General features: G+C 61.3%; 23 protein-coding genes. 8 read left to right on the top strand and 15 right to left on the bottom strand.

From position 1 onward, the window contains the following. Nucleotides 1-106 precede the first annotated feature (106 nt). From NMA52_RS01455 to NMA52_RS01440, 4 genes are read right to left on the bottom strand one after another with little or no spacing between them, the layout of a single operon-like run. Nucleotides 107-877, bottom strand: a complete 771-nt coding sequence (locus NMA52_RS01455) for a ribonuclease H-like domain-containing protein (protein WP_254825849.1) — start codon at nt 875-877, stop codon at nt 107-109. Nucleotides 878-925: 48 nt separating this feature from the next. Continuing rightward, nucleotides 926-1,807 carry an OmpA family protein gene (locus tag NMA52_RS01450; protein WP_254825848.1) on the bottom strand — a complete coding sequence of 294 codons (882 nt, stop codon included), beginning with the start codon at nt 1,805-1,807 and terminating at the stop codon, nt 926-928. Between the two features lie 9 nt (nt 1,808-1,816). Next, nucleotides 1,817-2,587: a M48 family metallopeptidase gene (locus NMA52_RS01445; RefSeq protein WP_254825847.1), complete on the bottom strand. Its 771-nt coding sequence runs from the start codon at nt 2,585-2,587 to the stop codon at nt 1,817-1,819. 12 nt (nt 2,588-2,599) lie between these two features. Then, nucleotides 2,600-3,862, bottom strand: a complete 1,263-nt coding sequence (locus NMA52_RS01440; protein WP_254825846.1) for a 3-phosphoshikimate 1-carboxyvinyltransferase — start codon at nt 3,860-3,862, stop codon at nt 2,600-2,602. 130 nt (nt 3,863-3,992) lie between these two features. Here NMA52_RS01440 and NMA52_RS01435 point away from each other — a divergent pair, with 130 nt between their 5' ends. The 3 genes from NMA52_RS01435 to NMA52_RS01425 all read left to right on the top strand — a co-directional run bounded on the left by NMA52_RS01435 (nt 3,993) and on the right by NMA52_RS01425 (nt 6,602). Further along, a complete protein-coding gene (locus NMA52_RS01435; protein ID WP_254825845.1) occupies nt 3,993-4,223 on the top strand; it encodes a hypothetical protein in 231 nt (76 codons plus the stop codon). 128 nt (nt 4,224-4,351) lie between these two features. Next, on the top strand, nt 4,352-5,560 hold the full coding sequence (locus NMA52_RS01430; RefSeq protein WP_254825844.1) for a PAS domain-containing sensor histidine kinase: 1,209 nt from the start codon (nt 4,352-4,354) through the stop codon (nt 5,558-5,560). Further along, complete coding sequence (locus NMA52_RS01425; protein ID WP_254825843.1) at nt 5,544-6,602, top strand: response regulator; 1,059 nt, start codon at nt 5,544-5,546, stop codon at nt 6,600-6,602. The genes NMA52_RS01430 and NMA52_RS01425 overlap by 17 nt, the downstream gene beginning before the upstream one ends. A gap of 8 nt (nt 6,603-6,610) precedes the next feature. Here the strand turns inward: NMA52_RS01425 and NMA52_RS01420 are convergent, their stop codons facing one another. Together NMA52_RS01420 and NMA52_RS01415 are read right to left on the bottom strand one after the other, a co-directional pair. Next, nucleotides 6,611-7,363 (bottom strand): hypothetical protein, encoded by a 753-nt coding sequence (locus NMA52_RS01420; protein WP_254825842.1) that lies wholly within the window; start codon nt 7,361-7,363, stop codon nt 6,611-6,613. Continuing rightward, nucleotides 7,360-8,265: a universal stress protein gene (locus NMA52_RS01415; protein ID WP_254825841.1), complete on the bottom strand. Its 906-nt coding sequence runs from the start codon at nt 8,263-8,265 to the stop codon at nt 7,360-7,362. The genes NMA52_RS01420 and NMA52_RS01415 overlap by 4 nt, the downstream gene beginning before the upstream one ends. A 141-nt stretch (nt 8,266-8,406) precedes the next feature. Here NMA52_RS01415 and NMA52_RS01410 point away from each other — a divergent pair, with 141 nt between their 5' ends. Further along, the gene (locus NMA52_RS01410) at nt 8,407-9,294 is read left to right on the top strand and encodes a universal stress protein (protein WP_254825840.1); all 888 of its coding nucleotides are present in this window, start codon (nt 8,407-8,409) and stop codon (nt 9,292-9,294) included. Here NMA52_RS01410 and NMA52_RS01405 read toward each other — a convergent pair. From NMA52_RS01405 to NMA52_RS01390, 4 genes are read right to left on the bottom strand one after another with little or no spacing between them, the layout of a single operon-like run. Next, nucleotides 9,291-10,151 carry a universal stress protein gene (locus NMA52_RS01405; RefSeq protein ID WP_254825839.1) on the bottom strand — a complete coding sequence of 287 codons (861 nt, stop codon included), beginning with the start codon at nt 10,149-10,151 and terminating at the stop codon, nt 9,291-9,293. The genes NMA52_RS01410 and NMA52_RS01405 overlap by 4 nt on opposite strands. 10 nt (nt 10,152-10,161) lie before the next feature. Beyond that, the gene (locus NMA52_RS01400; protein ID WP_254825838.1) at nt 10,162-10,917 is read right to left on the bottom strand and encodes a hypothetical protein; all 756 of its coding nucleotides are present in this window, start codon (nt 10,915-10,917) and stop codon (nt 10,162-10,164) included. Nucleotides 10,918-10,929: 12 nt separating this feature from the next. Next, nucleotides 10,930-11,745, bottom strand: coding sequence for a universal stress protein (locus tag NMA52_RS01395; RefSeq protein WP_254825837.1), 816 nt, complete (start codon nt 11,743-11,745; stop codon nt 10,930-10,932). Between the two features lie 8 nt (nt 11,746-11,753). Further along, the gene (locus NMA52_RS01390) at nt 11,754-12,620 is read right to left on the bottom strand and encodes a universal stress protein (protein WP_254825836.1); all 867 of its coding nucleotides are present in this window, start codon (nt 12,618-12,620) and stop codon (nt 11,754-11,756) included. A gap of 132 nt (nt 12,621-12,752) precedes the next feature. On the opposite strand from NMA52_RS01390, the gene NMA52_RS01385 reads away from it, so the two are divergent. After that, nucleotides 12,753-13,475, top strand: a complete 723-nt coding sequence (locus NMA52_RS01385; RefSeq protein ID WP_254825835.1) for a sulfite exporter TauE/SafE family protein — start codon at nt 12,753-12,755, stop codon at nt 13,473-13,475. A gap of 7 nt (nt 13,476-13,482) precedes the next feature. On the opposite strand, the gene NMA52_RS01380 is transcribed toward NMA52_RS01385, so the two are convergent. Beyond that, the gene (locus tag NMA52_RS01380) at nt 13,483-13,983 is read right to left on the bottom strand and encodes a universal stress protein (protein ID WP_254825834.1); all 501 of its coding nucleotides are present in this window, start codon (nt 13,981-13,983) and stop codon (nt 13,483-13,485) included. Nucleotides 13,984-14,195: 212 nt separating this feature from the next. Here NMA52_RS01380 and NMA52_RS01375 point away from each other — a divergent pair, with 212 nt between their 5' ends. Genes NMA52_RS01375 through NMA52_RS01365 form a run of 3 tightly spaced genes read left to right on the top strand, consistent with a single transcriptional unit; the run spans nt 14,196 to nt 18,697 of the window. Then, complete coding sequence (locus tag NMA52_RS01375) at nt 14,196-15,062, top strand: universal stress protein (RefSeq protein ID WP_254825833.1); 867 nt, start codon at nt 14,196-14,198, stop codon at nt 15,060-15,062. 31 nt (nt 15,063-15,093) lie between these two features. Further along, nucleotides 15,094-17,460, top strand: a complete 2,367-nt coding sequence (locus NMA52_RS01370) for a phosphoketolase (RefSeq protein ID WP_254825832.1) — start codon at nt 15,094-15,096, stop codon at nt 17,458-17,460. Between the two features lie 58 nt (nt 17,461-17,518). Continuing rightward, the gene (locus tag NMA52_RS01365; RefSeq protein ID WP_254825831.1) at nt 17,519-18,697 is read left to right on the top strand and encodes a hypothetical protein; all 1,179 of its coding nucleotides are present in this window, start codon (nt 17,519-17,521) and stop codon (nt 18,695-18,697) included. Nucleotides 18,698-18,707: 10 nt separating this feature from the next. Here the strand turns inward: NMA52_RS01365 and NMA52_RS01360 are convergent, their stop codons facing one another. The 4 genes from NMA52_RS01360 to NMA52_RS01345 all read right to left on the bottom strand — a co-directional run bounded on the left by NMA52_RS01360 (nt 18,708) and on the right by NMA52_RS01345 (nt 21,792). Beyond that, nucleotides 18,708-19,187 carry a hypothetical protein gene (locus NMA52_RS01360; protein WP_254825830.1) on the bottom strand — a complete coding sequence of 160 codons (480 nt, stop codon included), beginning with the start codon at nt 19,185-19,187 and terminating at the stop codon, nt 18,708-18,710. Between the two features lie 128 nt (nt 19,188-19,315). Then, nucleotides 19,316-19,666: a T9SS type A sorting domain-containing protein gene (locus tag NMA52_RS19025; protein WP_371930934.1), complete on the bottom strand. Its 351-nt coding sequence runs from the start codon at nt 19,664-19,666 to the stop codon at nt 19,316-19,318. Between the two features lie 1,085 nt (nt 19,667-20,751). Further along, nucleotides 20,752-21,465, bottom strand: a complete 714-nt coding sequence (gene hisA, locus NMA52_RS01350; RefSeq protein ID WP_254825828.1) for a 1-(5-phosphoribosyl)-5-[(5-phosphoribosylamino)methylideneamino]imidazole-4-carboxamide isomerase — start codon at nt 21,463-21,465, stop codon at nt 20,752-20,754. A gap of 54 nt (nt 21,466-21,519) precedes the next feature. Next, the gene (locus NMA52_RS01345) at nt 21,520-21,792 is read right to left on the bottom strand and encodes a YciI-like protein (RefSeq protein WP_254825827.1); all 273 of its coding nucleotides are present in this window, start codon (nt 21,790-21,792) and stop codon (nt 21,520-21,522) included.

The raw sequence follows: 21,792 nt of genomic DNA, 5'->3' as shown, positions 1-21,792 counted from the left end.
AGTTAACGACCGCACCAATTTTCTTACCGGGGGGCCACGGTGACTAACGTCCGAAAAGGTCGCTGTCGTGTAGGCACGCGCTCTCCATACGCGGAATGTCGGCGGTCTACCGCTCGACGTAGCAGACCTGCTCCTCCGCGAAGAGAGGTTTGCGTTGGTAGCGCAAAAACAGTTGGGCGGTGGCTAACACGTCCTTCTCGCAGTATACGGCGATGCGTTCCACGTCATCCTCCTCCCAGAATACCCGACCTACGTCCGCCCCGTCAATGTCGTCCTTGGGACTAGGAAAACCGAGCACGGCGGCCAGCAGCTTCAGGGAGACGTAGGCCTTGCGGTCCCCGAACTTCCAGAGTTCCATGGTGTCCACCAAATGCTTGGTCTCCCAGGGCTTCTTCCCGCTGATGTCGAGCATCGCGGGCAACTTCTGTTGGTGAGTGACCATACGACGACACATGTAGGGGACGTCGAACTCCTTGATGTTGTGGCCGCAGATAAAGTACTTGCCCGGGTCACCGTAGTACTGGTCGAGCATTTCGCTGAACTCGGTCAGCAGCTTGGCCTCGTCACGGTCGGCGAAGGACTTCAGGCGAATCTTCAATTGCTTGTCCTTATCGCGGTATACGGCTCCGACGCTGATGCAGACGATCTTCCCGAATTCGGCGAAGATGCCCGCCTTTTCCGTGTACGAAGCGACCAGTTCTTCCTCGGTCAACTCCTCCCCGTAGCGCTTCAGCGCCCCGGGTGCCTTGTGCGCCCAGAGCTTGCGGAAGGTATCGTCCAGCCGCGCGTACGACGGCTCGCCACTGACCGTCTCTATGTCTAAAAATAGTACCCGGGTTACGTCGATCTGTTCCACCATGTGCGTAAGGTTAGGCAACAAGTTATCAACTTATTGCGAAATATAAAACAAAAGTTAGCAAACTGTTTACTGCTCCCCAATTTGGGTGAGCTTCTCCAGTTCCCGGAGCAAGTTGCCGACGTTGCTGGTAAAGACGAAGTCGATGCGCCGGTTGCGGGTGCGCCCCTCCTCGGTGGCGTTGCTGCGGCTCGGTCCGTATTCCCCCTGGCTGGCGGCGACGATCCGGTTGGGGCTAACGTAGTAGGTGGTGGCCAGTTCGTCGGCCAGCTTGGTGGCGCGCAGGGCGCCGTACTTCCAGTTGTCGGTACCCCGCAGGGGGTTGGGTTGATTATCGGTGTGCCCTACGATCCGCAATTTGAGCAGGGGGTTCTGCTGCAGGGTTTCGGTCACCAGTTTGAGTACGACTTCGTTGCCGTTGGCCAGGTACCCTACCGACCGTGGCCGGAACAGGACCATCTCCTGGATGCTGAGGATAACCTCCCCGGGAGCTTCGCTTACCTCGAAGTCCGTAGGGGGCAGTTTCGTTTCCAGCGAATCGCTCAGACGGTTGGCGGCGCGGCGTAGTCCGTCGGCGTACTGCCCGACGGCCAGGGCCTGAGCGTTGATGAGAGAATCCAGGGTGCGCTGACGGCCGAGGAGGCGCTGTCGTAGGTCTTCGATCTGTCCGCTCATATCGCTACTAGTGGAGCTGAGGCTTCGTTGCAGGCGCTCGATCTCGTCGTCCTGGGCCAGCAGGCGGTCCTGCAGGCGGTTCTGGGTTTCGAGCAGCATATCGTTACCGCCGCGGCTGCGTTCGAGCGCCAGGCTAAGCCGCTGGATGGTGTCGTTCCGTACCTCCACCAGAGTAGCCAGGCTATCGATTCGTGGCTCGTAGCGCTCGGCGGCCTTTTTGGGGGAGATGCAACTGGATAAAAACAGGGCCAAAAGGCCGTAGAGAAGTGGACGCATGGGACAAAATTAGCGGATGGCAACGGGATGGAAACGCAGGGCGGGGCCGTGTTCTTTCAGCCACTCGTCGTAAACCCGGTATTCCGGCAGGGCGCGCGCCACTTCCGCCCAGAAGCGGGGGGAGTGGTTCTGCTCCACCAGGTGGGCCAGTTCGTGGATGATGACGGCGTCGAGCACGGCCGTAGGCGCCAGCAGGAGACGGGTGGCTAGATTGATGTTACCTACGTGGGAGCACGAGCCCCAGCGGGTGTAGGTGTCGCTCAGCCTGACCCGCCGGACGGTGCGCCGGAAGTGCTGATCGTTGAGTTGACGCACGCGTTCGGCGATCAGGGGCAGGCACTGTCCGGCATAGTATTTTGCCAGCAACTTCGGAATTACCTGGGTAGGGTTCGGGCGGGAAACGCGGGAGCTAAGTAGAACCCGTAAGCAAGCCTCCCCGGTACGCTCGATCCGGTGCACGCTCCGGTCGTCGGTCCTGACCTCGATCCGGTAGCTGGTTCCCCGGAAGTCGAAGCGATAGGCATCGGCCGCCGGAGGCACCGCGAAGTGCCGGAAAGCTTCGGGTTTTTCCCGGGCGGTTCGCCGGGCCCACTCGGTCATTTCGGCGATCCGTCGGTCGCGGGAACTCGCGGACAGGCCGTGGGGCAAGCGGATGTAGAGCGCTCGCTGGCGCACGGAAGCGATGGTCGAACGCCGTCCCCGTTCCGTGATGATGCGCACCGGAACGGACAGGCCGTCCAGCTCAAGCGTGGTTCTCGTTTCGCCGGTTTTGCGTGCCATTCCGGTATCTTCTTATTCCCCCGCCGTGCGGAAACCCAGCGAGCCAAGGTCGTCGTAGAAAGCGGGGTAGCTCTTCTCCACCACCTGCGGGTCTTCGATGCGCACGGGGTGCAGGAGGGCGAGGGGGGCCAGCGCCATGGCCATGCGGTGGTCGTGGTAGGTCGCGAAGGTGGGGGTACCGCCTGCGAAGGAGGCTTCCCCCTCCTGGGCGAAGTACTGTACGCCGGTCTTGCCGGCCATCCGGGCGGGAATTTTGTACAAGGACACGCCCAGCTTTCCGAGTTCCGCCTTCATGGCCTTCACCCGGTCGGTTTCCTTGATGAAAAGAGTCTGCAGACCGGAGTACAGCCCCTGCACCCCCAGTCCGGCACAGGTGGCCATCAGCGTCTGAGCAATGTCGGGGCACTCCACGAAATCGTGCTCGAAGAGGGCCGGGGCGGCGGTGCCCCTGGCCTTGGTCATGTGGATACCGGCCTCGTCGTAGTGCGTTTCCACCCCGAAGTCTTCGTAGAGCCGACTTACCACGGCATCCCCCTGCAGGCTTTCCCGGAAGAGCCCCCCGATCCGTAGATCTGCTTCCCCGGCCAGGGCGGCCAGACTGTAATAGTAGCTGGCGGCGGACCAGTCGGCTTCCACGGTAAATTCGCGGGACTGGTAGGTCTGGGGATTAATGATGATGGTCTGCCCCTCCCAGTGGTGGTGAATCCCGAAGTAGGACATGAGCCCCAGGGTCATCCGGATGTAGGGCATACTGACGATTTCCCCCTCCAGGGTCAGTTTCAGGCCGGTAGGCAGCGTGGGTGCCAGCATCAGCAAGCTGGAGATGTACTGACTGCTCGTATCGGCGGCGATGCTGATGCGATCGCTTTTATCCAGGGCGCTGTATCCGATGCGCAGGGGGGGATAGCCCTCCTTACCGGCGTATTCGATATCGGCCCCTAGCGCGCGCAGGGCATCCACGAGAATACCGATGGGCCGTTCCTTCATCCGTTCGCTTCCCGTGAGCAGCTGCGTGCCCCGGCGGCGGCAGAGGTAACCGGTGAGGAAGCGGTAAGTGGTACCGGCCGGTCCGCAGTCCAGGGTATCGTCGTCGGATTCCAGCAGCCGCTGCAGCCGCACCGTGTCGTCGGCCGCGGCCATGCGATGAATGGGGAAGCCGCCCGGGGTGAGGGCCCGAATCAGCAGTGCCCGGTTGGCAATGGACTTGGAGCCGGTGAGTTCGATGCTGCCCCGCAGGGCTCCGCCGGGATGGGTAATTTCGAGGGGGGAATTCATGGCGGCCAAAGGTAGGCAGTCGGGGGGAAGGACAAGCCCGGTGACACGGATCATGCCGAACGATGACGTCGATCAATGTTCAACCACGTTTGCGCGACGAACTTTGGTCTGTCACCAAATCGCCCACGCTATGCGCTTCTACGCTATATCGATCGATCAGATCGTCATCCGGTTTTATCTAATGATGGCCTTCGTGCTGATCGGAGAATTTAGTGGACTTCACTTCATAACGGCTATTGCTTTCCCCATTTTCCTGAGTGCCATATTGGGCATTCGCTATGAACCGATTTCTAAAACTCAGCCTACCACCAAAGTCATCGACCTGCCCCGCCCGACCGTAACAACGGATAAGGTGGCGTAGATCCCGGGGATGTGAGAGGTCCCCGACAATCTTTCTTTGGGGTTTAGCGGGCGGCTGCCGGGTGTACCGGCAGGCCGCCCTTTTTCCGTATTTTACTCCCCCGAAGCAGCCCGCCTACACCCGAAACTATGACGAACGACCGACTAAGCCAGGACGAAAGCCTCCGCCTGAAGGCACTCTTCGAAATGGCGACCGACGGTATCATCACCATGAATAAATACGGGGTGATCGAGAACGTCAACCGGGCCGCCGGCGAACTGTTCGGCTATACTCCCGATGAATTGCGCGGTCAGAAGGTCAACATCCTCATGGCCGAGTACGACCGTACCCACCACGATGAGTACCTCGAACGCTACCAACGTACCCACGTTCCCCACATCATCGGCATCGGTCGGGAGGTGACGGGGCGGTGCAAGGATGGCCGGGAGTTCCCCCTGCGCCTGGCCGTCAGCGAGGTCAGACTGGACAGCGGAATCCTCTATACCGGAATGCTGCACGACCTGAGCAGTTTCAAGTTGGCGCAGAAGCGGGTCGAGGACCTGAACAGGAATCTGGAAGACAAGGTCCGGGAGCGTACCGCCGAACTCCGCCGACGGGAGGAGGACCTGCGGCTGGCCCTGGGTAAGGAACGGGAACTCAACGAGTTGAAGAGCCGCTTTCTAAGTATGGCCAGCCACGAGTTCAAGACTCCCCTGAGTACCGTACTCAGTTCCATCGAACTCATCGAGCTCTACCGCGATTCCGCGCAGCAACCCAAACGGGAGCGCCACATCCACCGCATCAAGGATGCCGTGGGCCAGCTGATCGAGATCCTGAATGATTTCCTTTCCCTCTCTCAGCTCGAACAGGGAGAAGTCCCCTTCCGCCCACAGACGGTAAACCTGCGGTCCATTCTGTCCAGCAGTATCGAGAGCAGCGAGGGCCAGTTTAGTGAGGGGCAGGAAATCAGCCTGCGGGTAGACCGGGCTCCGGATAATATCGTCACCGACCCGAAGCTGTTGCGCCACGCCCTCATCAACCTTATTTCGAATGCCGCCAAGTACTCGCCGGGCGACGGCCGGATCGAGGTGGGGGTCAGCGGCGAAGCGGATCGCGTCTCCATCAGCGTCCGCGATTACGGCATCGGCATACCCGAAGAAGATCAGGCCTATCTCTTTGACCGCTTCTTCCGGGCGCGCAACGTCGAGAACATCAAAGGTTCCGGGCTCGGCCTCAACATCGTCAGCCATTACACCAAGTTGTTGCACGGTGAACTCGAGTTTACGAGCGAACTGGGCACCGGCTCCACCTTCACCCTCCGACTACCCATACAACCCGATCATGGCACCACGGACTGAAACCCTGCTCGTTATTGAAGATAACCAGGAAGTGCGCGAGAACCTGTCCGAGATCCTCGAACTCTACGGATTCAGGGTTATCGCCGCGGCCGATGGCCTCGACGGAGCCCGGGCCGCCATCGAGCACCTGCCCGACCTCGTCCTCTGTGATGTTATGATGCCCCAACTCGATGGCTTCGGCGTGCTGAATCTGCTGTCCGAGAACGAAAGGACCGCGGGCATCCCCTTCATTTTCATCACCGCGCGGACCGAATCGGAGGACATCCGCCGGGGCATGAACCTCGGTGCCGACGATTACATCACCAAACCCTTCTACAAGGACGAGTTGCTCCAGGTGGTCCGTACCCGGCTGAAGAAAGCCGCCACCCGTCAACGGAAACCGGCCGATGCTTCCCCTCCCCTCCACCTCAGCGACCCCGATCGGGGAAACGCCAGACTGTTGCGGTGCTTCGAGGAAGAAGGGCAGCGTAAGGAATTCGACCAGGGAGCGACCATGGTCCGGGAGGGGGAATATCCCCACCACATCTACCGGATCACGGCGGGCCACGTCCACCTCAGCCGTACGCACGAGTACGGTCGAAATTACATCATCGCCGAAGTAGGCGAGGGGGAAATATTTGGGGTAACCAGTGCCCTGGAACGCAGTCCGTACCACTATACCGCCAGAGTATCCAGCGAACGGGTCACCTGTCAGCGCCTGCCCATTGCCAATCTCCTGCAACTTCTGAACACCGACCGCTTCGTCACCGAGGCCCTGATGCGGACGCTCGCCCGGCGCGTCGTGGATTTCAGTGAACGGCTCGTGCATCAGGCCTACGACAGCGTCCGCCGGCGTACGGCGCTGATCCTGTGTGATCTGGCCCAGCAGTACGGCAGCGAACCGATCGACCTGTCCCGTGAAGAGCTGGCCCAGATGGTGGGCACGACGAAGGAAAGCGTCACCCGGGCATTATCCGAATTCAAGCGCGACGGGATGGTAAGGGTAGAGGGGAGGAAGGTATGGGTAGAGGAGCGGGATGCCCTGCACTCCTTGCTGGTCTGAGGGGGCTACTAGCCCGCTAGTTCGCTCGTGGCCGTTCCGAACAACCGCAGAAGATCCCAGAATGCCTCATTTACTTGTCGGGCCCGACCTTCGACCAGCCGGCGGTCCCGCGATTTCACCGCTTGGCGAAAGGCCTGCAGCTGATCCGTAAGTCGTTCCCGGGCTGCCTGGAACTCCCCGGGATCCGCGACGAGGTCGGGGTAGATATACGGGGAGGGGTCCGTGCGACGGGCAATCTGCCAGGCCGCCCGGGCGTCCAGGCCGCAACCGATAAGTTCGTCCCAGTAGGTGGCGTCTTCGGCACGCGTAAGGAGGTGATCCACCTCGAGCCAGAGGGCTACGAAATCGTAAATGCTGCCTACGTAGAGCTCGTTGAAGACGGCGGCGTCACCGACGGAAAGTTCGTAAACCGCCCGGTCAAGCTGTACTTCCGCCAGGGATAGGTCACCGTCCTCAATGCTGTTGCGGGCATCTTCGAAAGCGCACTCCGCCCGGTCCACGTGGTACAGCATCCGATCGAACTCTTCGGTGGCCAGCGGACGGTAGCCGCGGCGGCGGAGTTGTCGCAACGTAACCTCCAGGTCCCGAACCGCCGCGACGCTTCCGCTTTCGTCCCCCGCGTGGAGGTGGTACAGGAGGTCGACGTACTGCCGTTCCGCCTGCACGCCGAGTAGCTGTTGTTCGTCGCTACAGGAGAGCATCAGGAATGCGAGCGGCAGGAGAATGCTCACCAGGCGGCAGGGATGTTGGAGGCGGTTCATACTTCTTCGCTTTCCCGGTACGACTCGAAGGCGGTAGTGTTGCGTTCGTCGTTGGCTGTATGAAGCACCAGCACGGGGATGCGCGAACGGAGGGCGAGATCCTGAGTGAGGGTTGCCTGCAGAAAGGCGCGCCACCGCGTGCGGGTACGGTTCACGATCACGATGAGGTCGGCGCTGATGTTATCCGCATAATCCAGCAGACCCTGGCTGAGGTCCCGCCCCTGCACCGTAGACACCTCGAAGGGAAAGTGGGCGCCGTCATCGCTTTCGACGAGTTGTTCCATCAGTTGCCAGGGAACGAACCGCCGATCTTCGCCGGCATGCTGCACGTGCACGAAGTCCACCTTGCTCCCGAAATGCTCGGCCAACTCCGAGAGCTGCCATAGCGGGTAGGGATCGGCGGTGGCGTGGTTATTGGCAACGACAAGACGGCGAAAGGGCCGGTACCGCATGTGGGGAGGTACGATGAAGACGGGCTTATCGCAGGCTTCGCTTACGGTGGTGGCGGTACTGCCCAGCCATTTTCCCAGTATGGCCTTCCCACTCCGGGGAGCCATGACGACCATGGTGATGTCGGCCCTGGCCGCCCGCCGGATGATGGCGGTAGCCGGGGTAAGGCTTACGTCGGTTTCGAAGCTCAGGTTCACGCCGCTCGGCGGTTCGACCAGGGGGTAACGCGAACCGTCCCCGCTGGGGTAGGCGAACTGCCGGAGCCTTTCCTCAAAGCTTCCCTGAATGCTGCCATCGCCCCCGATGTACAGACTGGTGCGGGGATCGATGGAGCCACTATAGTAGTGCACCAGTACCACGTCCAGATCCAACTCTTTGGCCAGGTGCAGTCCGTAGCGGTAAGCATTGTGGGAAGGGATGCTGAAGTCGGTAGGAATAAGGATGTGAGACATGGCCGAGGCGTTTTGTTTGATTCAAAGTTCATCCCGGCCGGGCGTCGTTGGGGTGTTCCAGATCACCCGGCCGGATGATTCCCGTCATCCGGCCGGGGGTAGGTCCGGAAATACCTTTGTAATTGCCGAATCCTAGCTGCCATGAACTTCATCCGATCAATCCTCGTGCCCGTTGATTTCAGTCCGGCCGCACGCAACGCTTACGTCTACGCCCTGCGGCTGGCGGAGGAACTGCGGGCGGAACTCCAACTGCTGCACGTCGTCCCCCCGAACGTCGACAACCCCGGCTACGGCACCTTCACCGGAGCCGTGAGCACCCTGATGCGGGAAAAGGCCCGCACCCGCATGAACGAATTTCAGCGGGAAGGTTTGCGCCGGGCTTCCCCTGAGTTACGGGGTATTCCCAGCGTGGATGCCTTCATCCGGGAGGGCGATCTGAACACGACCGTTCGCCAGCACGTGAACCGGGAAGATAACCACCTCATCGTGGCGGGAACCGACGGGAGCAGTGGCTGGTGGCGTGACCTGACGGGCACGAATGCTTCCAGCCTCATTCACCACGCCCCCTGCCCCGTGCTCGTCGTTCACCGGAAGTGGGCCTACCATCCCCCGCGCGCGCTGTGCTACGCCACCGACCTACAGGATACGGGTACGCTCTGGGCCGACAATCTATTTCGGGTGTTTGCCACCTTCGGGCCGGTCATCCACTTTGTACACGTCCAGGATAAAAACACCCCGGACGTTGGCTACAGCTTCGACGTTCTACGCAAGCTGTTCCGGGGGAGCGATCTGGCACAACGCGTGACCTTCACACATCTGACCGCCGACGACATTTCCCGGAGCATCCTCGACTTCGCCACCAAACGAGGCTGCGACCTGATCGTGATGACCCGCCCCCGCAAACCCTGGCTTCAGCGCACCTTCGGCGGCAGCAATACCCGTGAGGCCGTCTTACACTCCATCGTTCCCCTCCTTATCCTGAGCCCGCAAGACGTGACCGCCCGGCCGATCCGGGGAGCCTCCGTTTAATCCGGGAAGGGGATAACGAGCAAAGGGACGGCACAGCGCCGGAGCAGCGGCTTCAGGTGGCTGGCCTCGAAGAGACGGTCGAAGAAACCGCGCCGCTCACCTCCCAGTACTAATAGATCAATATCCTTTTCGACTACGTAGGTCAACAAACTCTCCTCGACCTTGCCGTCCGGCAGCGCATCGAAGTGGTATACGTAAGTCGGAAAGTCCGGTCCGTGCGCCAGTTCCCGGAAGGCGGCCCGGTTGCGGCTCTCCTCCCGGGCATCGGGTTTGCGTACGTGGACGAAATGCACTTCCGGATGCAGGGCCTGGATCATTCGGCGGGCGAAGCTTCCCATCTGCCGGATGTCATCCGCGTCATCAAAGGCAATGGCCAACTTGGCGACCGTCGGGTAGCCGTAATCTTTAGGGATGAGCAGTACCGGGCAACCGCCCCGCTGGGCCACGTGCCGGGCCACTTCCCCGAATATGCCGGGTGGGTGCAGGCCCGCCCCGGCACCTACGCCGCCCATAACAATCAGGGCGGTGTCGTCGTCCGTACTCTGCCACAGTATGGTTTGCGCCGCCGTGCCTTCCACCGCCGCCGTCCGGATGGCCGGCAGGGTGTTCAGCCGGCCCTGGAAGGTAGCGAGTACGGGTTCGACATGGTGGCGGGCGAATTCCTCTAGGCGGTTGGCCAGTCTGGTTTGCTCCTGCGCACGCGCCCTCGACGAAATGGTCTGTGAGGTACTGATCATAGTGTCGAAGACGTGGACAATGCGTAGATTCAGATCCATCACCTCGGCCAGATAAGTCCCGAAGCGGACGGCGGCGGCGGAAGTGTCGGAAAAGTCGACGGGAACGATGATATTTTTCATGACGTTTGCATTAGATCGCCGGAGCGGTGAAGGGATAATCGGTCAGGACGGCCAGGTAGTAAAAGAACTGATCGTGCACGTCCTTACTCGGAGCCGCCATGAGTGAATGGTCGGCCTGTTGCAGCAACTGTTCGAACTCCGCCAGGGCGACGTTCATCTCCACCCGCGCGTTTTCGGCCTGGGCGGTGGCGGTGGCGAGCCCGGGGAAAAGGTGGTCACGGTAGGCCATGGCCGGCGGCAGAAAGGCCTGCCACTGCCGGGCGGCGCGGTGGTAGGCGTCGCGGAACTCGTTCCATTCCACCAGGCACATTAGTTGATCGTGACTGATTTCCTCTACCCACTCCCACTGGTAATAGAAATCGTAGAGCACGTCCGCCGGGTGGTTGACCCCGTACTGCGGGCGCAGGTCGTGCAGGGCGTGACGCAATTGTTGCAGGTGCATGATCGTGTTCTGGACCTGGGCGTTGTCAAGCGACGTACTGAGTCCCGCCATCCACAGGTCGAACATGCGTACCATATCCCGCTCCTGCCCGGTCAGCGGCAGGCTCACGTACTTTTCCCGGAGCTGCCGCCAGCTTTGCTGGGCCAGTGCGTTGTAGGCCATTTGGACCGAGGCGTCGTGCCAGTCGGTAGCGATCCAGACGATCATCAGTTGCCGCTCGAGGGAGCTAAAGTCGATGCGTTGATCTTCGGTACAACTGCTTCCCGGTCCGGGAATGAGGCTGACGAACATAAGAAAGGTGAGGGCGCGGAGAAGGAACGTCATGATGGGTCTGGATTAGTGGGCGAAGGAGAGTTGTTCCTGCAGAATCAGGACGGGTACGGGAGAGGTCCATACGGCCTGTCGGGTGTTGGAAGACATCAGCACCCGACTTAGCCAGCGGGAATCGCGGTGGACCAGCACCAGCAGGTCCGCCTTAATCGTACGGATGAACCCCCGGATAGCCTGCTCGACGGTGGCGCCGTCATTGGCCTGGGTAAAGAGGTCGTAGCGGACGTCCTGCAGCAGCTCCTTGATCCGCTTTTCGGGGAATTCGGCGGCCTTCCTGCCCCGGTAGTGGTACACGTTCAGTTCGGTCGTAGCCCGGTCCACCAGGTCAAAAAGCGGAAAAAGCGTTTCCGTGGTTCGCACGGGTACGGCATCCGTTGCCCAAACGATCTTTTGCGGGAACGCGGGAGCAAAGTCATTGGGAACGGCCAGGATGGGTACCGAGACCTCATCCATGAGAGCCGTGGTGGTGCTGCCGAAGAACTTCGCGGGGATGTAGTGTTCTCCCTGGCAGCCCATGACGACGAAATCGACGTCGGAATTTTGAATGATGCTCTTGAGGCGGGCGGTCGGGGTACCCAACTCCACCCGCACTTCGACCCGCAGGCCCCGTTCCCGCAGGTCCGTGGCGGCGTCATTGATCTGGGCCTCCCCGTCGCGGTAGAGCTCGGCGCTTACCTCACCGATCCGCATTGGATCCATGGGCAGGGAGTGGATGTAGGCCAGGGTGACCGAAGCGTCGAACTCCCGGGCAAGAATTGCCGCGTACTGCATGGCGTTGGTCGCGGACTGGCTGAAATCGGTGGGGACGAGTAAGTGTCGCATGGGATGGATTAGTTGGCAGGGGTGGTCAGGGGGATGATCAGGAAGGGGATGGTGATGCGGCTGAGCATAGGCTTAGCCGAGGGGGCGGAGAACAGGCGTTCCATAGCGGACCGGTGACTGCGCCCCATGACGAGTAAGTCGATGGTCCGCTCGGCCAGGTACTCCTCGAGTCGTTGCGCGAGTTTGCCGGGGGGGATGAGGTCCAGGTCGACGGGGTAGCCGGGAAAATCCGCCTTCATAATGTGGTTCAGCAGGTCCATTTGCTGCCGCGCCTCCAGCATCTCGTCGTCGTGAACGACGTGCACGAAGTTGATGGCGGGGTCGAGGTGTTGCCGCCACGCCGCGAAACCGTGATCGATTTGCCGCAGGTCTTCTACACTGTCGAACGCCAGAGCGGCCCGGTCGATGGGTTGGGGAGCATAGCCCTTCGGGACCAGCCATACCGGACAGTGGCTGCCCAGCGCCACCGCCCGGGCCACGCTGCCGAAGAGCACCGGTCGCCCGGGACCGACCCCCGATCCTACGCCGCCCATAATGACCAGTGCCGTGTCGGGCGCCTTTGAAAGGTCATTGATTATCCGGCCAGGATCACCGAGGATTACGCTGTCCCGGAAGTCCGGAAGGTTTGCCTCCCCCCGTCCGTGACTCGGCGTAGGTACCACGAGGTTGACCCGCAGGAATTCATTGAGCTTCCGACGGGCTTTGATCTCCGATTCGGGGCGGCCCTTAAGTTCGATGAGGGCACCATCGTTGGTGAAGCCGTCGTAGACGTGTACCACGTGGAGGCCGTATCCGGCTGCCTCGGCGAGCTCAACGGCCTGGCGCAGGGCGAGGGCAGAAGTAGGGGAAAAATCGATTGGGACGATAATGCGCATGACGGGCCGTTTTGGTATGTGACAAATGTCGCGGCCGGATTTCCCCCGGATGCTGCGCGATGTCAGGGGGGCGGGTGATTTGCGTCAGTTTGCCCCATGCGGGGGGCGACCACCTTTGCCGGAAAATTCCCCATGCAGCTTTCCGTCTGGTTTTTGGTTCTCGCGCTGGTTGCCGAGATTATTGGGACCGTGGGGGGCTTCGGTTCGTCGGTCTTTTTCGTTCCGCTGGCTAACTTCTACTTTGATTTTCAGACCGTGCTCGGGCTGACCGCCGTCTTTCACCTTGCCAGCAACGTGAGTAAAATCGCGCTATTCCGTAAGGGTATGGATCGGGGCTTGATCCTCTACATCGGTATCCCTTCCGTGGCGTTCGTCATCGTCGGAGGCTTGCTCACCCGGGTCCTGACCGGGGCGTGGCTGGAGATGTTGTTGGGAATTTTTCTCGTCGGTTTCAGCCTGCTCTTTCTGCTTACCCGACTGAAGGTGGCCCCCCACCCGCGTCCGGCCATGGTGGGGGGAGCCATTTCCGGTTTCACGGCCGGCCTGCTGGGGTCGGGGGGCGCGATCCGCGGCGTTACCATGGCCGCCTTCGACCTGGAGAAGAGCAGATTCATCGCCACTTCGGCCGCCATTGACCTGGCCATTGATGCTACGCGGACCGTGGTCTATTACCAAAATGGATTTATCGGAGCCACGGCCTGGATCTACCTGCCCTACTTATTCGTGATCGGCCTGCTGGGAACCTGGCTCGGCAAGTGGGTACTCCGCGGGATCACCCAGACGGCATTCCGGCGCATCGCCCTCCTGCTGATCCTGGGGATCGGACTGGTTACCCTCGTGCGTGCGTGGCCGTAGTTTCGGTTCAGGCCGGTGCGTGTTCCTGTCCCACCCCCCGGAGGAGCCCCGCGGTATTGCGCATCATGTCGTCACTGAAATCGTCGGGGATGATAATTACCGGGCACCCGCCACCCTGAGACACCTGTTGGGCGATGCCTCCGAAAAGGTCGAGCTGGCCGCCGATGCCGGTCCCGATTCCTCCCATCACGATGAAGGCGACGTCCGCATCCTGGCTACGCCACTTGATGTACACGGGCGGAACCCCCTCGGCGAGGCGCATCTCGACCGGGCGGGTGGCCAGGTACCGTGCGGCATGGCGGGTGGTAAACCGCTCCAGTTCCTCCCGGAGGGCCGCCCGGACCGCCGCGCGCTCCGTCGGAGTTTCCGGGCGGTTGCTGCCGATGAGGGAATCGAAGACGTGAATAACCACGAGCTGCAGGTTCGTGACGGAGGATAAGTAAGTAGCGAAGCGCAGCGCGGCGGCGGAAGACGTGGAAAAGTCTACGGGGACGAGGATCTTGTTCATGGCGGAGGAATTTTAACCTGCACCGAAATTCGGGGAATGTCTCTTCCCAGCCGTTGATGAAAATCATTTCTGGTTCTGACTCACGTCAGTCGGTTATGTCCGCGGCCCTACGATCGAATGGAGTTGTCGAAAATCAGGCCGGGGGATGACCACCGTCAATGCACGTGAGCGGTAAGGCGGGCAATTTTAGGGCACTCAAGTCAACGCCCGCTATGAAGACCATCACTTCGATTCTCGTACCCACCGACTTTTCACAGGTTGCCACGAATGCGTTCCGGTACGCGCTTCGACTCGCCGACGTTCTCGACGCCCGTATCGAACTGCTGCACGTCATTCCCCCCACTACCGCCAACCCCACCTTCGATGCCTTTATGGACACCCTCACGGCCACCCTGCAGGCCGAGGCCCACGATCGTATGACCGACTTTTTTGGCCAGGGCGTCTCCCCCGTCGAGGGACTCACCCAGCCCCCCGACGTCCAGACGTTCATTCGCGTCGGCGACCTCCGTCACACCATCCGCCAACACGTCGCGGAAGAAGGCAACCAGCTGATCGTGATGGGTACCGCCGGCCGCGACAGTGGCTGGGACGATTTTCTCGGAACCAACGCCTCTTACCTGATTAATCGGGCCCCGTGCCCGGTGTTGGTCGTGCCACGGAATGCGAGCTACCGCCCCCTCGATGCTATTTGCTTCGCGACGGACCTTAACGATATAGGAGCTTTCCGGGCGGGCGGCATCCTGCGGACTTTCCGCCCCTTTCATCCCCGAATCGAGTTTCTGCACATCCGCGGTGGGGAAGACGATGAGGAGACGGACTTCAATTTCGGGCTCCTGCGCGATGTCTTCGACCGGCCGGGAGTAAGCTTTCAGACCAACTATACGGACCGCGTCGCGGAGGACCTGGTCGGTGCGATTTTCGCCTTCGCCTTCGAGCAGAAGTGCCAGCTGGTCGTCATGTACCGACCCGACCGCCCCTGGCTGCACCGCCTGTTGAGCAAGAGCAATACCAGCGCCGCGGTGATGCGGGCCCGACTTCCCCTTCTCATCCTTACGGCGGAGGACGGCGCAACCGATTAGCCGCGGCTCCCCCCACCCAAAACCATGTATCATGTCCCTCGACCCTACCCTTCTGCACCGTCTGGATGCCTACTGGCGCGCCGCCAATTACTTGTCCGTCGGACAAATGTACCTGCGCAATAATCCGCTCCTACGGCAACCCCTCCGCTTTCCGGACATCAAGCACCCGCTGCTCGGTCACTGGGGTACCGTGCCGGGGCAAACCTTCATCTACGTACACCTCAACCGCATTATCAAGGAACTAGATCTGAACATGATCTATATTTCCGGACCCGGCCACGGAGGGCAGGCCATGGTCGCCTGCACCTATCTGGAGGGTACCTATTCGGAAGTATATCCGGAAGTCGGCCAGAACGCGGCCGGGCTCAAGAAACTCTTCACCCAGTACTCCTACCCCGGGGGCATTCCGAGCCACGTATCGCCGGAGTGCCCGGGCTCCATCCATGAGGGGGGCGAACTGGGGTACTCCCTCAGCCACGCCTTCGGGGCCGCTTTCGATAACCCCGACCTGATCGTCGCCTGCGTGGTCGGTGACGGGGAGGCCGAAACCGGACCACTGGCCACTTCCTGGCACGGAAACAAATTTCTAAACCCCGCGACCGACGGGGCCGTCCTGCCCGTATTACACCTGAACGGATATAAGATCGCTAACCCCAGTATCCTGGCCCGAATTCCGCGCTCCGAATTGCAGGACCTGCTGAGCGGCTACGGCTACGACGTTCGTTTCGTGGAAGGCGATGATCCAAGCGTCCTCCACGAGCGGATGGCGACGTCACTGGATGCGGCAATCGGCGATATTCGCTCCATCCAGCAACGGGCCCGGGCCGAACACATACCCACCTGCCCCCGCTGGCCACTCATTGTTCTACGGACGCCGAAGGGGTGGACGGGCCCCGCCGGCGTGGAGGGAAGCTTTCGGGCGCACCAGGTACCCATACAGGTAACACCCTCCGAGCCCGACTCCCTGCACGAACTCGAATCCTGGCTGCGCAGCTACCGGCCGGAGGAATTATTCGATCGGACGGGCAGGTTGCGGGAGGACATTGCCCAACTGGCCCCCACCGGTGATCGCCGCATGGGAGCCAATCCCCACGCGAACGGAGGTCGCCTGCTCCGGCCGTTACGCTTACCCGATTTTCGGGCGTACGGCATCGACGTTCCGGCACCCGGGGCGGTGCGGGCGGCGGACACCAACGTACTCGGTGCCTTCATCCGGGACATCGTGCGGGAAAACAACGATAATCGCAACTTCCGGATTTTCGGCCCGGACGAGACCCTTTCCAACCGACTGGGGAAGGTATTCGAGGCGACCGACCGTCAGTGGATGCTTCCCGTATTGCCCGAAGATGAACACCTGGCCCCCAGCGGTCGGGTCGTCGAGATGCTGAGCGAGCACCAGTGCCAGGGATGGTTAGAGGGGTACTTGCTTACCGGCCGACACGGGCTGTTCAATAGCTACGAGGCCTTCATACACGTCGTCGATTCCATGTTCAATCAGCACGCCAAGTGGTTGGACGTAGCTTCCGGGCTGCGGTGGCGCAGGCCGATTGCATCCCTGAACTACCTGCTCTCTTCTCACGTATGGCAGCAGGCCCACAACGGCTTCACTCACCAGGATCCCGGCTTCATCGACCATGTCGTGAACAAAAAGGCCTCCGTCGTGCGGGTGTATCTGCCCCCGGATGCCAACTGCCTGCTGAGCGTTTGGGACCACTGCCAGCGCAGTAAAAACTACGTGAACGTGGTGATCGCCGGTAAGTACCAGGCTCCCCAGTGGCTATCCATGAACGAAGCCGCCGATCACTGCGCGCGGGGAATCGGCGTCTGGGAATGGGCCGGCACCGCCGCCGCCACCGAACCCGACGTGGTCATGGCCTGCTGCGGCGACGTGCCCACCCTGGAAACCCTGGCGGCGGTGAGTATCCTGCGGCAAGAGCTCCCCGAGCTACGGGTACGGGTGGTCAACGTGGTCGACCTGATGAAATTACAGTCCGCCTCCGCGCATCCCCACGGCCTATCCGACGAAGAATTCGATGCCTACTTCACGACCGACAAACCCATCATCTTCAATTTTCACGGATACCCGTGGTTAATCCACCGACTGCTTTATCGCCGCACCAACCACGCCAACCTGCACGTGCACGGATACCACGAAGAGGGGACCATCACCACCTACTTCGACGTGGCGGTGCTCAACAAGATCGACCGCTTCAACCTGGTCCGGGCCGTCCTGCGCCGCATCGACCCGACGCCCGCCGGCACGGACCTGGACCTCGCCATGCAGGAGCGGCTGGCCCAGCACTACCGCCACATTCGCACTTATGGCAGCGACCTGCCCGCCGTACGGAACTGGCGCTGGCCGGCCACCGTCGATGATACGTATCAACTGCCCGGTTGATCACGATCAGTCCGGTATCCGGTAGTGCGGGAGACCTTTACGGAAACTCAAGATTCCTTTGCGCTCTTCCACGACATACGACCGGCCACTTCCCCATTACGGCGGCTATCCTGACTATTCCGTCTGGGAGCCTGGACCACCGTCCGTGCGGCAGTGGTTGGACGCGCTCAACCGGAGCCTCGCCCGCCGGCCGGAGATCAATTTGTACGTCAACCTGCCCCGCTGCGAAGAAACATACATCGATGCCCTCCTGGGGGAGTTTGCTATTTACCGTAACGCGCTGCTCCGGCGGCCCCGCCTGCGACAACTCTACCTCGGCGGAGCGCCCACCGCCTGGCCCCCGGATTCCCTGATGCGCCTGCTGGACGGACTGCTGGCCGAGGTAGATTCCGTGGCTTCTTCCGCGTTCGTGGTTGCATCCCGTTGTAAAGATCTCCGGCACTCCTCACTCGCCGTGCTTGCGGAGCGCGGTTTCGATGGCCTGACCCTGGAAGTCGACCAACCCCCGGACAATTCCCTGGATCGGACCGTGGCCACGGTCCGCGATCTTGGCTACCGGTCCATCGGCTTCGACCTGGGAAATACGCCGACCGGATCGACGTACGCCGTCAAACGAACGCTTACGCACGCGCTCGCGCTTCGACCCGAGCAGCTCACGCTATCCCGGGAGTGTTCGCTGGTCAGCTCCGGGCCGGAACCCTGCACCACGGCACGGCGCATGCTGGAGGATGCCGGCTACCGGGACATCGGTCTGGATCACTTTGTGCACGCCCAGGACGAGCTCTTGCGGGCACAGCAGCAGGGCCTGTTGCACCATACCCCTACCGGGTATACGACCGCCGATTGCACGGTCAACCTTTCCCTCGGAAGCACCTCCATCGGCGACTGCCCGGATGCTTACGTGCAGAACGAGCGCGAAGTATCCGCCTATCAGTATGGCGTGCTGGTACGGAAAGACCTGCCGCTTTCGCGGGGGCATACCCTGAACCGCGACGAACAAATCACCCGCCAACATACCCAGAACCTGTTGTGTCGGGGCTTTACCGACTGGAAGGATGAATCCCGCCGCTGCCCCGCGCTCGCGCACGCGGTCGATCAGTGGAACGCGATGGCCGTCGATGCCGTCGTGCGGCGCTCGCCCTTCCGGGTGGAAGTGACCGAGTCCGGCCATCCTTACCTACGTGACATCTGCCGCCCCCTGCTACCGGGTGATACGCAGTCCGTGGCGCAAGCCTGACGTGCGTTACCTAGCCCAGCAACCAGAGCAAAAACAGGTTGAGGGGCAGGCCGATGAGCACGCCGGTGACGATCTTCCGCTGTCGGTCCGGGTGAGCGGACCAGCTTCGGCGCAAGTGCGCGATGGACAACAGGGTACATCCGGCAACGAGGATGGCAGCCACGGTGGTCAGGGGAAAAGTCGCCCATCCCAGAAGTATCACCAGCGCATCCTCGAGCACAGAAACGACGAAGATGGCGAGTACGGATATACTCCACTTCGTGCGGAGCAAGAGTCCGGCTCCAGCAATTAGTAACGTACCGTAGAGTGAGATGAGCGTGAAGGTGTCCCAGACGGCGGGGTCTAGGTAGAGCTCCGGCCCTACGTAGCGCTCGAACTGCCGGGGCATCCGGGTGGCGAGCTGGTGGACCAGTAGGCCCGCGGCTACGGTCAGCAAAATCGTCCCGGTGAAGCGCCGGCGGTTTCGCAGGCGTATGCTAGAGGTGACCATCGGTTGATCGGCTTAGTGAAAAAGAAGAGTCGCAACAAACTTCCTTTCCCGGTGCCGTCCCATCCACTTTCATCTACCACCTTCGCGGAATAGTCGACGTCCGGTAGTCGACCAACCGGCTGCGGCGACTACCGTTTGAGTACGGACACCACGCCCGTCCCGGTCTGAATGCGGTACAGGCCACCCGGTAGCCCGGTCAGATCCACCCGGTACTGCCGGGAGGAGACGGAGCTTATCCGATTGCTGCCGGATACGGGCTGGCCGACGGGATTGAAGATCCGGGGCAGCGCCGTGGTTTCCGGTACGTGAACCCGGAATACGCCGTTCGTCGGGTTGGGGTAGGCGGCCGGGGCAACGGCAAGGGTGTTCCCCCCCCTCGATCGTCTCGATTGGGGAGTAGCTGAACGTTTGCCCGAGGTCAACTTGCTTGATCCGGTAGAAAGAGGTTCCGGCCAGGGGGTGGTGGTCCGTGTGGACATACCGCGTCGTTGCCGTCGAAGTGCCCGCCCCCGCGATCCGGGCGATTGATTCCCAGTGAGTACCGTTGCCCGAACGCTCTACCACGAAAAAGTCATTATCCGTCTCGGTCGCGGTTGTCCAGGAGAGCTGCACGCGGCCGGCTTGTGGTGTAGCGGCGAAGTGCGTCAGTTCGATGGGCAACCCGCTTCCGGAGGCGGGCTCCTGCAGCAGTAGATTGTCCATCAGGGCGTTACCGGTTCCGCTGCCGTCCATCAGGGTTCCGATGACGATCTCGTTGTCGCCGGTCCAGCAGAGCTCCTGCCCCGGCGTTTCGGTTCCGGTATTGGACCACAGGACCGTACTGTTTTGGTAGAGGGTGCCCGCCCCCGAGGTGACGTCGTAGGTGAAGCGGTAATTGCGGTATACGTCATCGTTCGGGATGGTAAAGTTCGGAGAACTTATTACCGCCGAACAAGCTCCTCCGGCTTGAGTAACCCGGTACTTGATGTTCATGCCGTTTTCTCCCATGACGAAGTTACCCCGCTTGAAGATAGTGGCCGTCGTCTCGTCCCGCTGGTAATCGAAGGAAATATCGATGCCCGACACGTTGAACTGCGCGACGCTGGGAATCTGCATGACGATGTCCGCCTTGTTGGCTCCCGCGCCCGCGGCAAGCCCCCTGGTGTTGCCGTCCACCCGCGTCTTAGTGACCACATTGGCACCGATGGACGTGGCGTTGGGCCCGATAGCCGCTACTTTGGGGTCCGTATTCTCCCAGTCGTAGAAGAGCACGACGGTCTGCGCCCCGGTAGGTGCGGACAGGACAAGGCATAGCCAGAGGAGGGAAAGGGGAAGGTTGTGCATTGGGATTATAATAACCGGGCAGGCATAACAACTTCACTCCCCCGACGAAGCACTAGCAACGGAGAGTGGTGAACACGTAAGGAACCGTTGATGTACCGGCGCCGCAATGGAACGAAAGGATGTGGGGCCAGATAACCAGCCACCAGTGATCCAGTAATTAGGTGAGTGAATAGGGAATACTGGCTGCTAAACGGCAGTCAATCGAAAAATAATATGTCTTAACGCGATTCCTTCAAGAATTTTAGTACCTCCGCAGCTCCGCCAGCGTAATGCGCCCCTCGTAGATTGCCTTCCCTACGATCACGCCGTAACAGTCCAGGGCCGCCAGGGCATCGAGATCCTCCGTCGTTGCCACCCCGCCGCTGGCGATCAGCTTCACCTCCGGTTGTTCGCGTCGGATACGGGCGTACAATTCACGGGCCGTTCCCTGTAGCAGACCGTCCTTGCTTACGTCGGTACAGATGGTGTATCGGACCCCCTGCCGGACGTAATCCGCCAGGAACTCGAACAGCTCCCGGTCACTAGCTTCCTCCCAGCCACTCACGGCGATCTTGTCGCCCCGCACGTCGGTCCCCAGAATGATCCGTTCGGGGCCGAAGCGTTCGAGCCAGCCGAGAAAAACTTCCGGCTGCTTTACGGCAATCGTGCCCCCCGTCACCTGATGGGCGCCGGCCTCGAAGGCGATTCGCAGGTCCTCGTCGCTCTTCATCCCGCCGCCCCAGTCGATCTTCAGCTTCGTCCCTCCGGCAATCCGCTCCAGCACCTTATGATTGACGATCCCGCCGCCCCGCGCCCCGTCCAGGTCGACCACGTGCAAGCGTTCCAGCCCCGCCGCCTCGAACTCCCGCGCCACCGCCAGGGGGTCCTCGTTGTACACGGTCTTACGGGCGTAGTCGCCCTGCGTCAGGCGTACGCACTTACCGTCGATCAAATCAATTGCGGGGATGATATACATAGCTCTCTTTTTAAGGAAGCGCAAAGGTAGCCCATCCAATCACCCAATCCTCCCCTACTCCACCACCACGTCCCACTGCTTCACCCACCAGCGCGTCACCAGTCCGTTCTGCACGTAGGGGTCCTGGCGGGCGAAGGACTCGGCGACTTCCGCGCTTTCTCCCCGGAATACCAGGGCGGCCCCGTCGGCCGGCTCGTAGGCACCGGCGAGGATCAAACTTCCCTCTTCCCGGGCGCGGCGGGCCATATTCAGGTGGGTATCGCGGTAGGGCTGGCGTCTTTCCACGTAGCCATCGGCGGCTTCGTAGAACAGGATGTAGTAGTTCAT

The sequence above is a fragment of the Lewinella sp. JB7 genome, assembly GCF_024297185.1.
Classification (GTDB): Bacteria; Bacteroidota; Bacteroidia; order Chitinophagales; family Saprospiraceae; genus Neolewinella.
Note: the sequence above shows the minus strand (reverse complement) of the source record. Positions and strands in the feature narration are given on the sequence as shown.

Excerpts from the sequence above, each read along its gene's own strand:
- NMA52_RS01450 (WP_254825848.1), bottom strand. The coding sequence starts at position 1,807 with ATGCGTCCACTTCTCTACGGCCTTTTGGCCCTGTTTTTATCCAGTTGC.
- NMA52_RS01445 (WP_254825847.1), bottom strand. The coding sequence starts at position 2,587 with ATGGCACGCAAAACCGGCGAAACGAGAACCACGCTTGAGCTGGACGGC.
- NMA52_RS01440 (WP_254825846.1), bottom strand. The coding sequence starts at position 3,862 with ATGAATTCCCCCCTCGAAATTACCCATCCCGGCGGAGCCCTGCGGGGC.
- NMA52_RS01435 (WP_254825845.1), top strand. The coding sequence starts at position 3,993 with ATGCGCTTCTACGCTATATCGATCGATCAGATCGTCATCCGGTTTTAT.
- NMA52_RS01430 (WP_254825844.1), top strand. The coding sequence starts at position 4,352 with ATGACGAACGACCGACTAAGCCAGGACGAAAGCCTCCGCCTGAAGGCA.
- NMA52_RS01425 (WP_254825843.1), top strand. The coding sequence starts at position 5,544 with ATGGCACCACGGACTGAAACCCTGCTCGTTATTGAAGATAACCAGGAA.
- NMA52_RS01420 (WP_254825842.1), bottom strand. The coding sequence starts at position 7,363 with ATGAACCGCCTCCAACATCCCTGCCGCCTGGTGAGCATTCTCCTGCCG.
- NMA52_RS01415 (WP_254825841.1), bottom strand. The coding sequence starts at position 8,265 with ATGTCTCACATCCTTATTCCTACCGACTTCAGCATCCCTTCCCACAAT.
- NMA52_RS01410 (WP_254825840.1), top strand. The coding sequence starts at position 8,407 with ATGAACTTCATCCGATCAATCCTCGTGCCCGTTGATTTCAGTCCGGCC.
- NMA52_RS01405 (WP_254825839.1), bottom strand. The coding sequence starts at position 10,151 with ATGAAAAATATCATCGTTCCCGTCGACTTTTCCGACACTTCCGCCGCC.
- NMA52_RS01400 (WP_254825838.1), bottom strand. The coding sequence starts at position 10,917 with ATGACGTTCCTTCTCCGCGCCCTCACCTTTCTTATGTTCGTCAGCCTC.
- NMA52_RS01395 (WP_254825837.1), bottom strand. The coding sequence starts at position 11,745 with ATGCGACACTTACTCGTCCCCACCGATTTCAGCCAGTCCGCGACCAAC.
- NMA52_RS01390 (WP_254825836.1), bottom strand. The coding sequence starts at position 12,620 with ATGCGCATTATCGTCCCAATCGATTTTTCCCCTACTTCTGCCCTCGCC.
- NMA52_RS01385 (WP_254825835.1), top strand. The coding sequence starts at position 12,753 with ATGCAGCTTTCCGTCTGGTTTTTGGTTCTCGCGCTGGTTGCCGAGATT.
- NMA52_RS01380 (WP_254825834.1), bottom strand. The coding sequence starts at position 13,983 with ATGAACAAGATCCTCGTCCCCGTAGACTTTTCCACGTCTTCCGCCGCC.
- NMA52_RS01375 (WP_254825833.1), top strand. The coding sequence starts at position 14,196 with ATGAAGACCATCACTTCGATTCTCGTACCCACCGACTTTTCACAGGTT.
- NMA52_RS01370 (WP_254825832.1), top strand. The coding sequence starts at position 15,094 with ATGTCCCTCGACCCTACCCTTCTGCACCGTCTGGATGCCTACTGGCGC.
- NMA52_RS01360 (WP_254825830.1), bottom strand. The coding sequence starts at position 19,187 with ATGGTCACCTCTAGCATACGCCTGCGAAACCGCCGGCGCTTCACCGGG.
- NMA52_RS19025 (WP_371930934.1), bottom strand. The coding sequence starts at position 19,666 with ATGTCCACACGGACCACCACCCCCTGGCCGGAACCTCTTTCTACCGGA.
- hisA (WP_254825828.1), bottom strand. The coding sequence starts at position 21,465 with ATGTATATCATCCCCGCAATTGATTTGATCGACGGTAAGTGCGTACGC.
- NMA52_RS01345 (WP_254825827.1), bottom strand. The coding sequence starts at position 21,792 with ATGAACTACTACATCCTGTTCTACGAAGCCGCCGATGGCTACGTGGAA.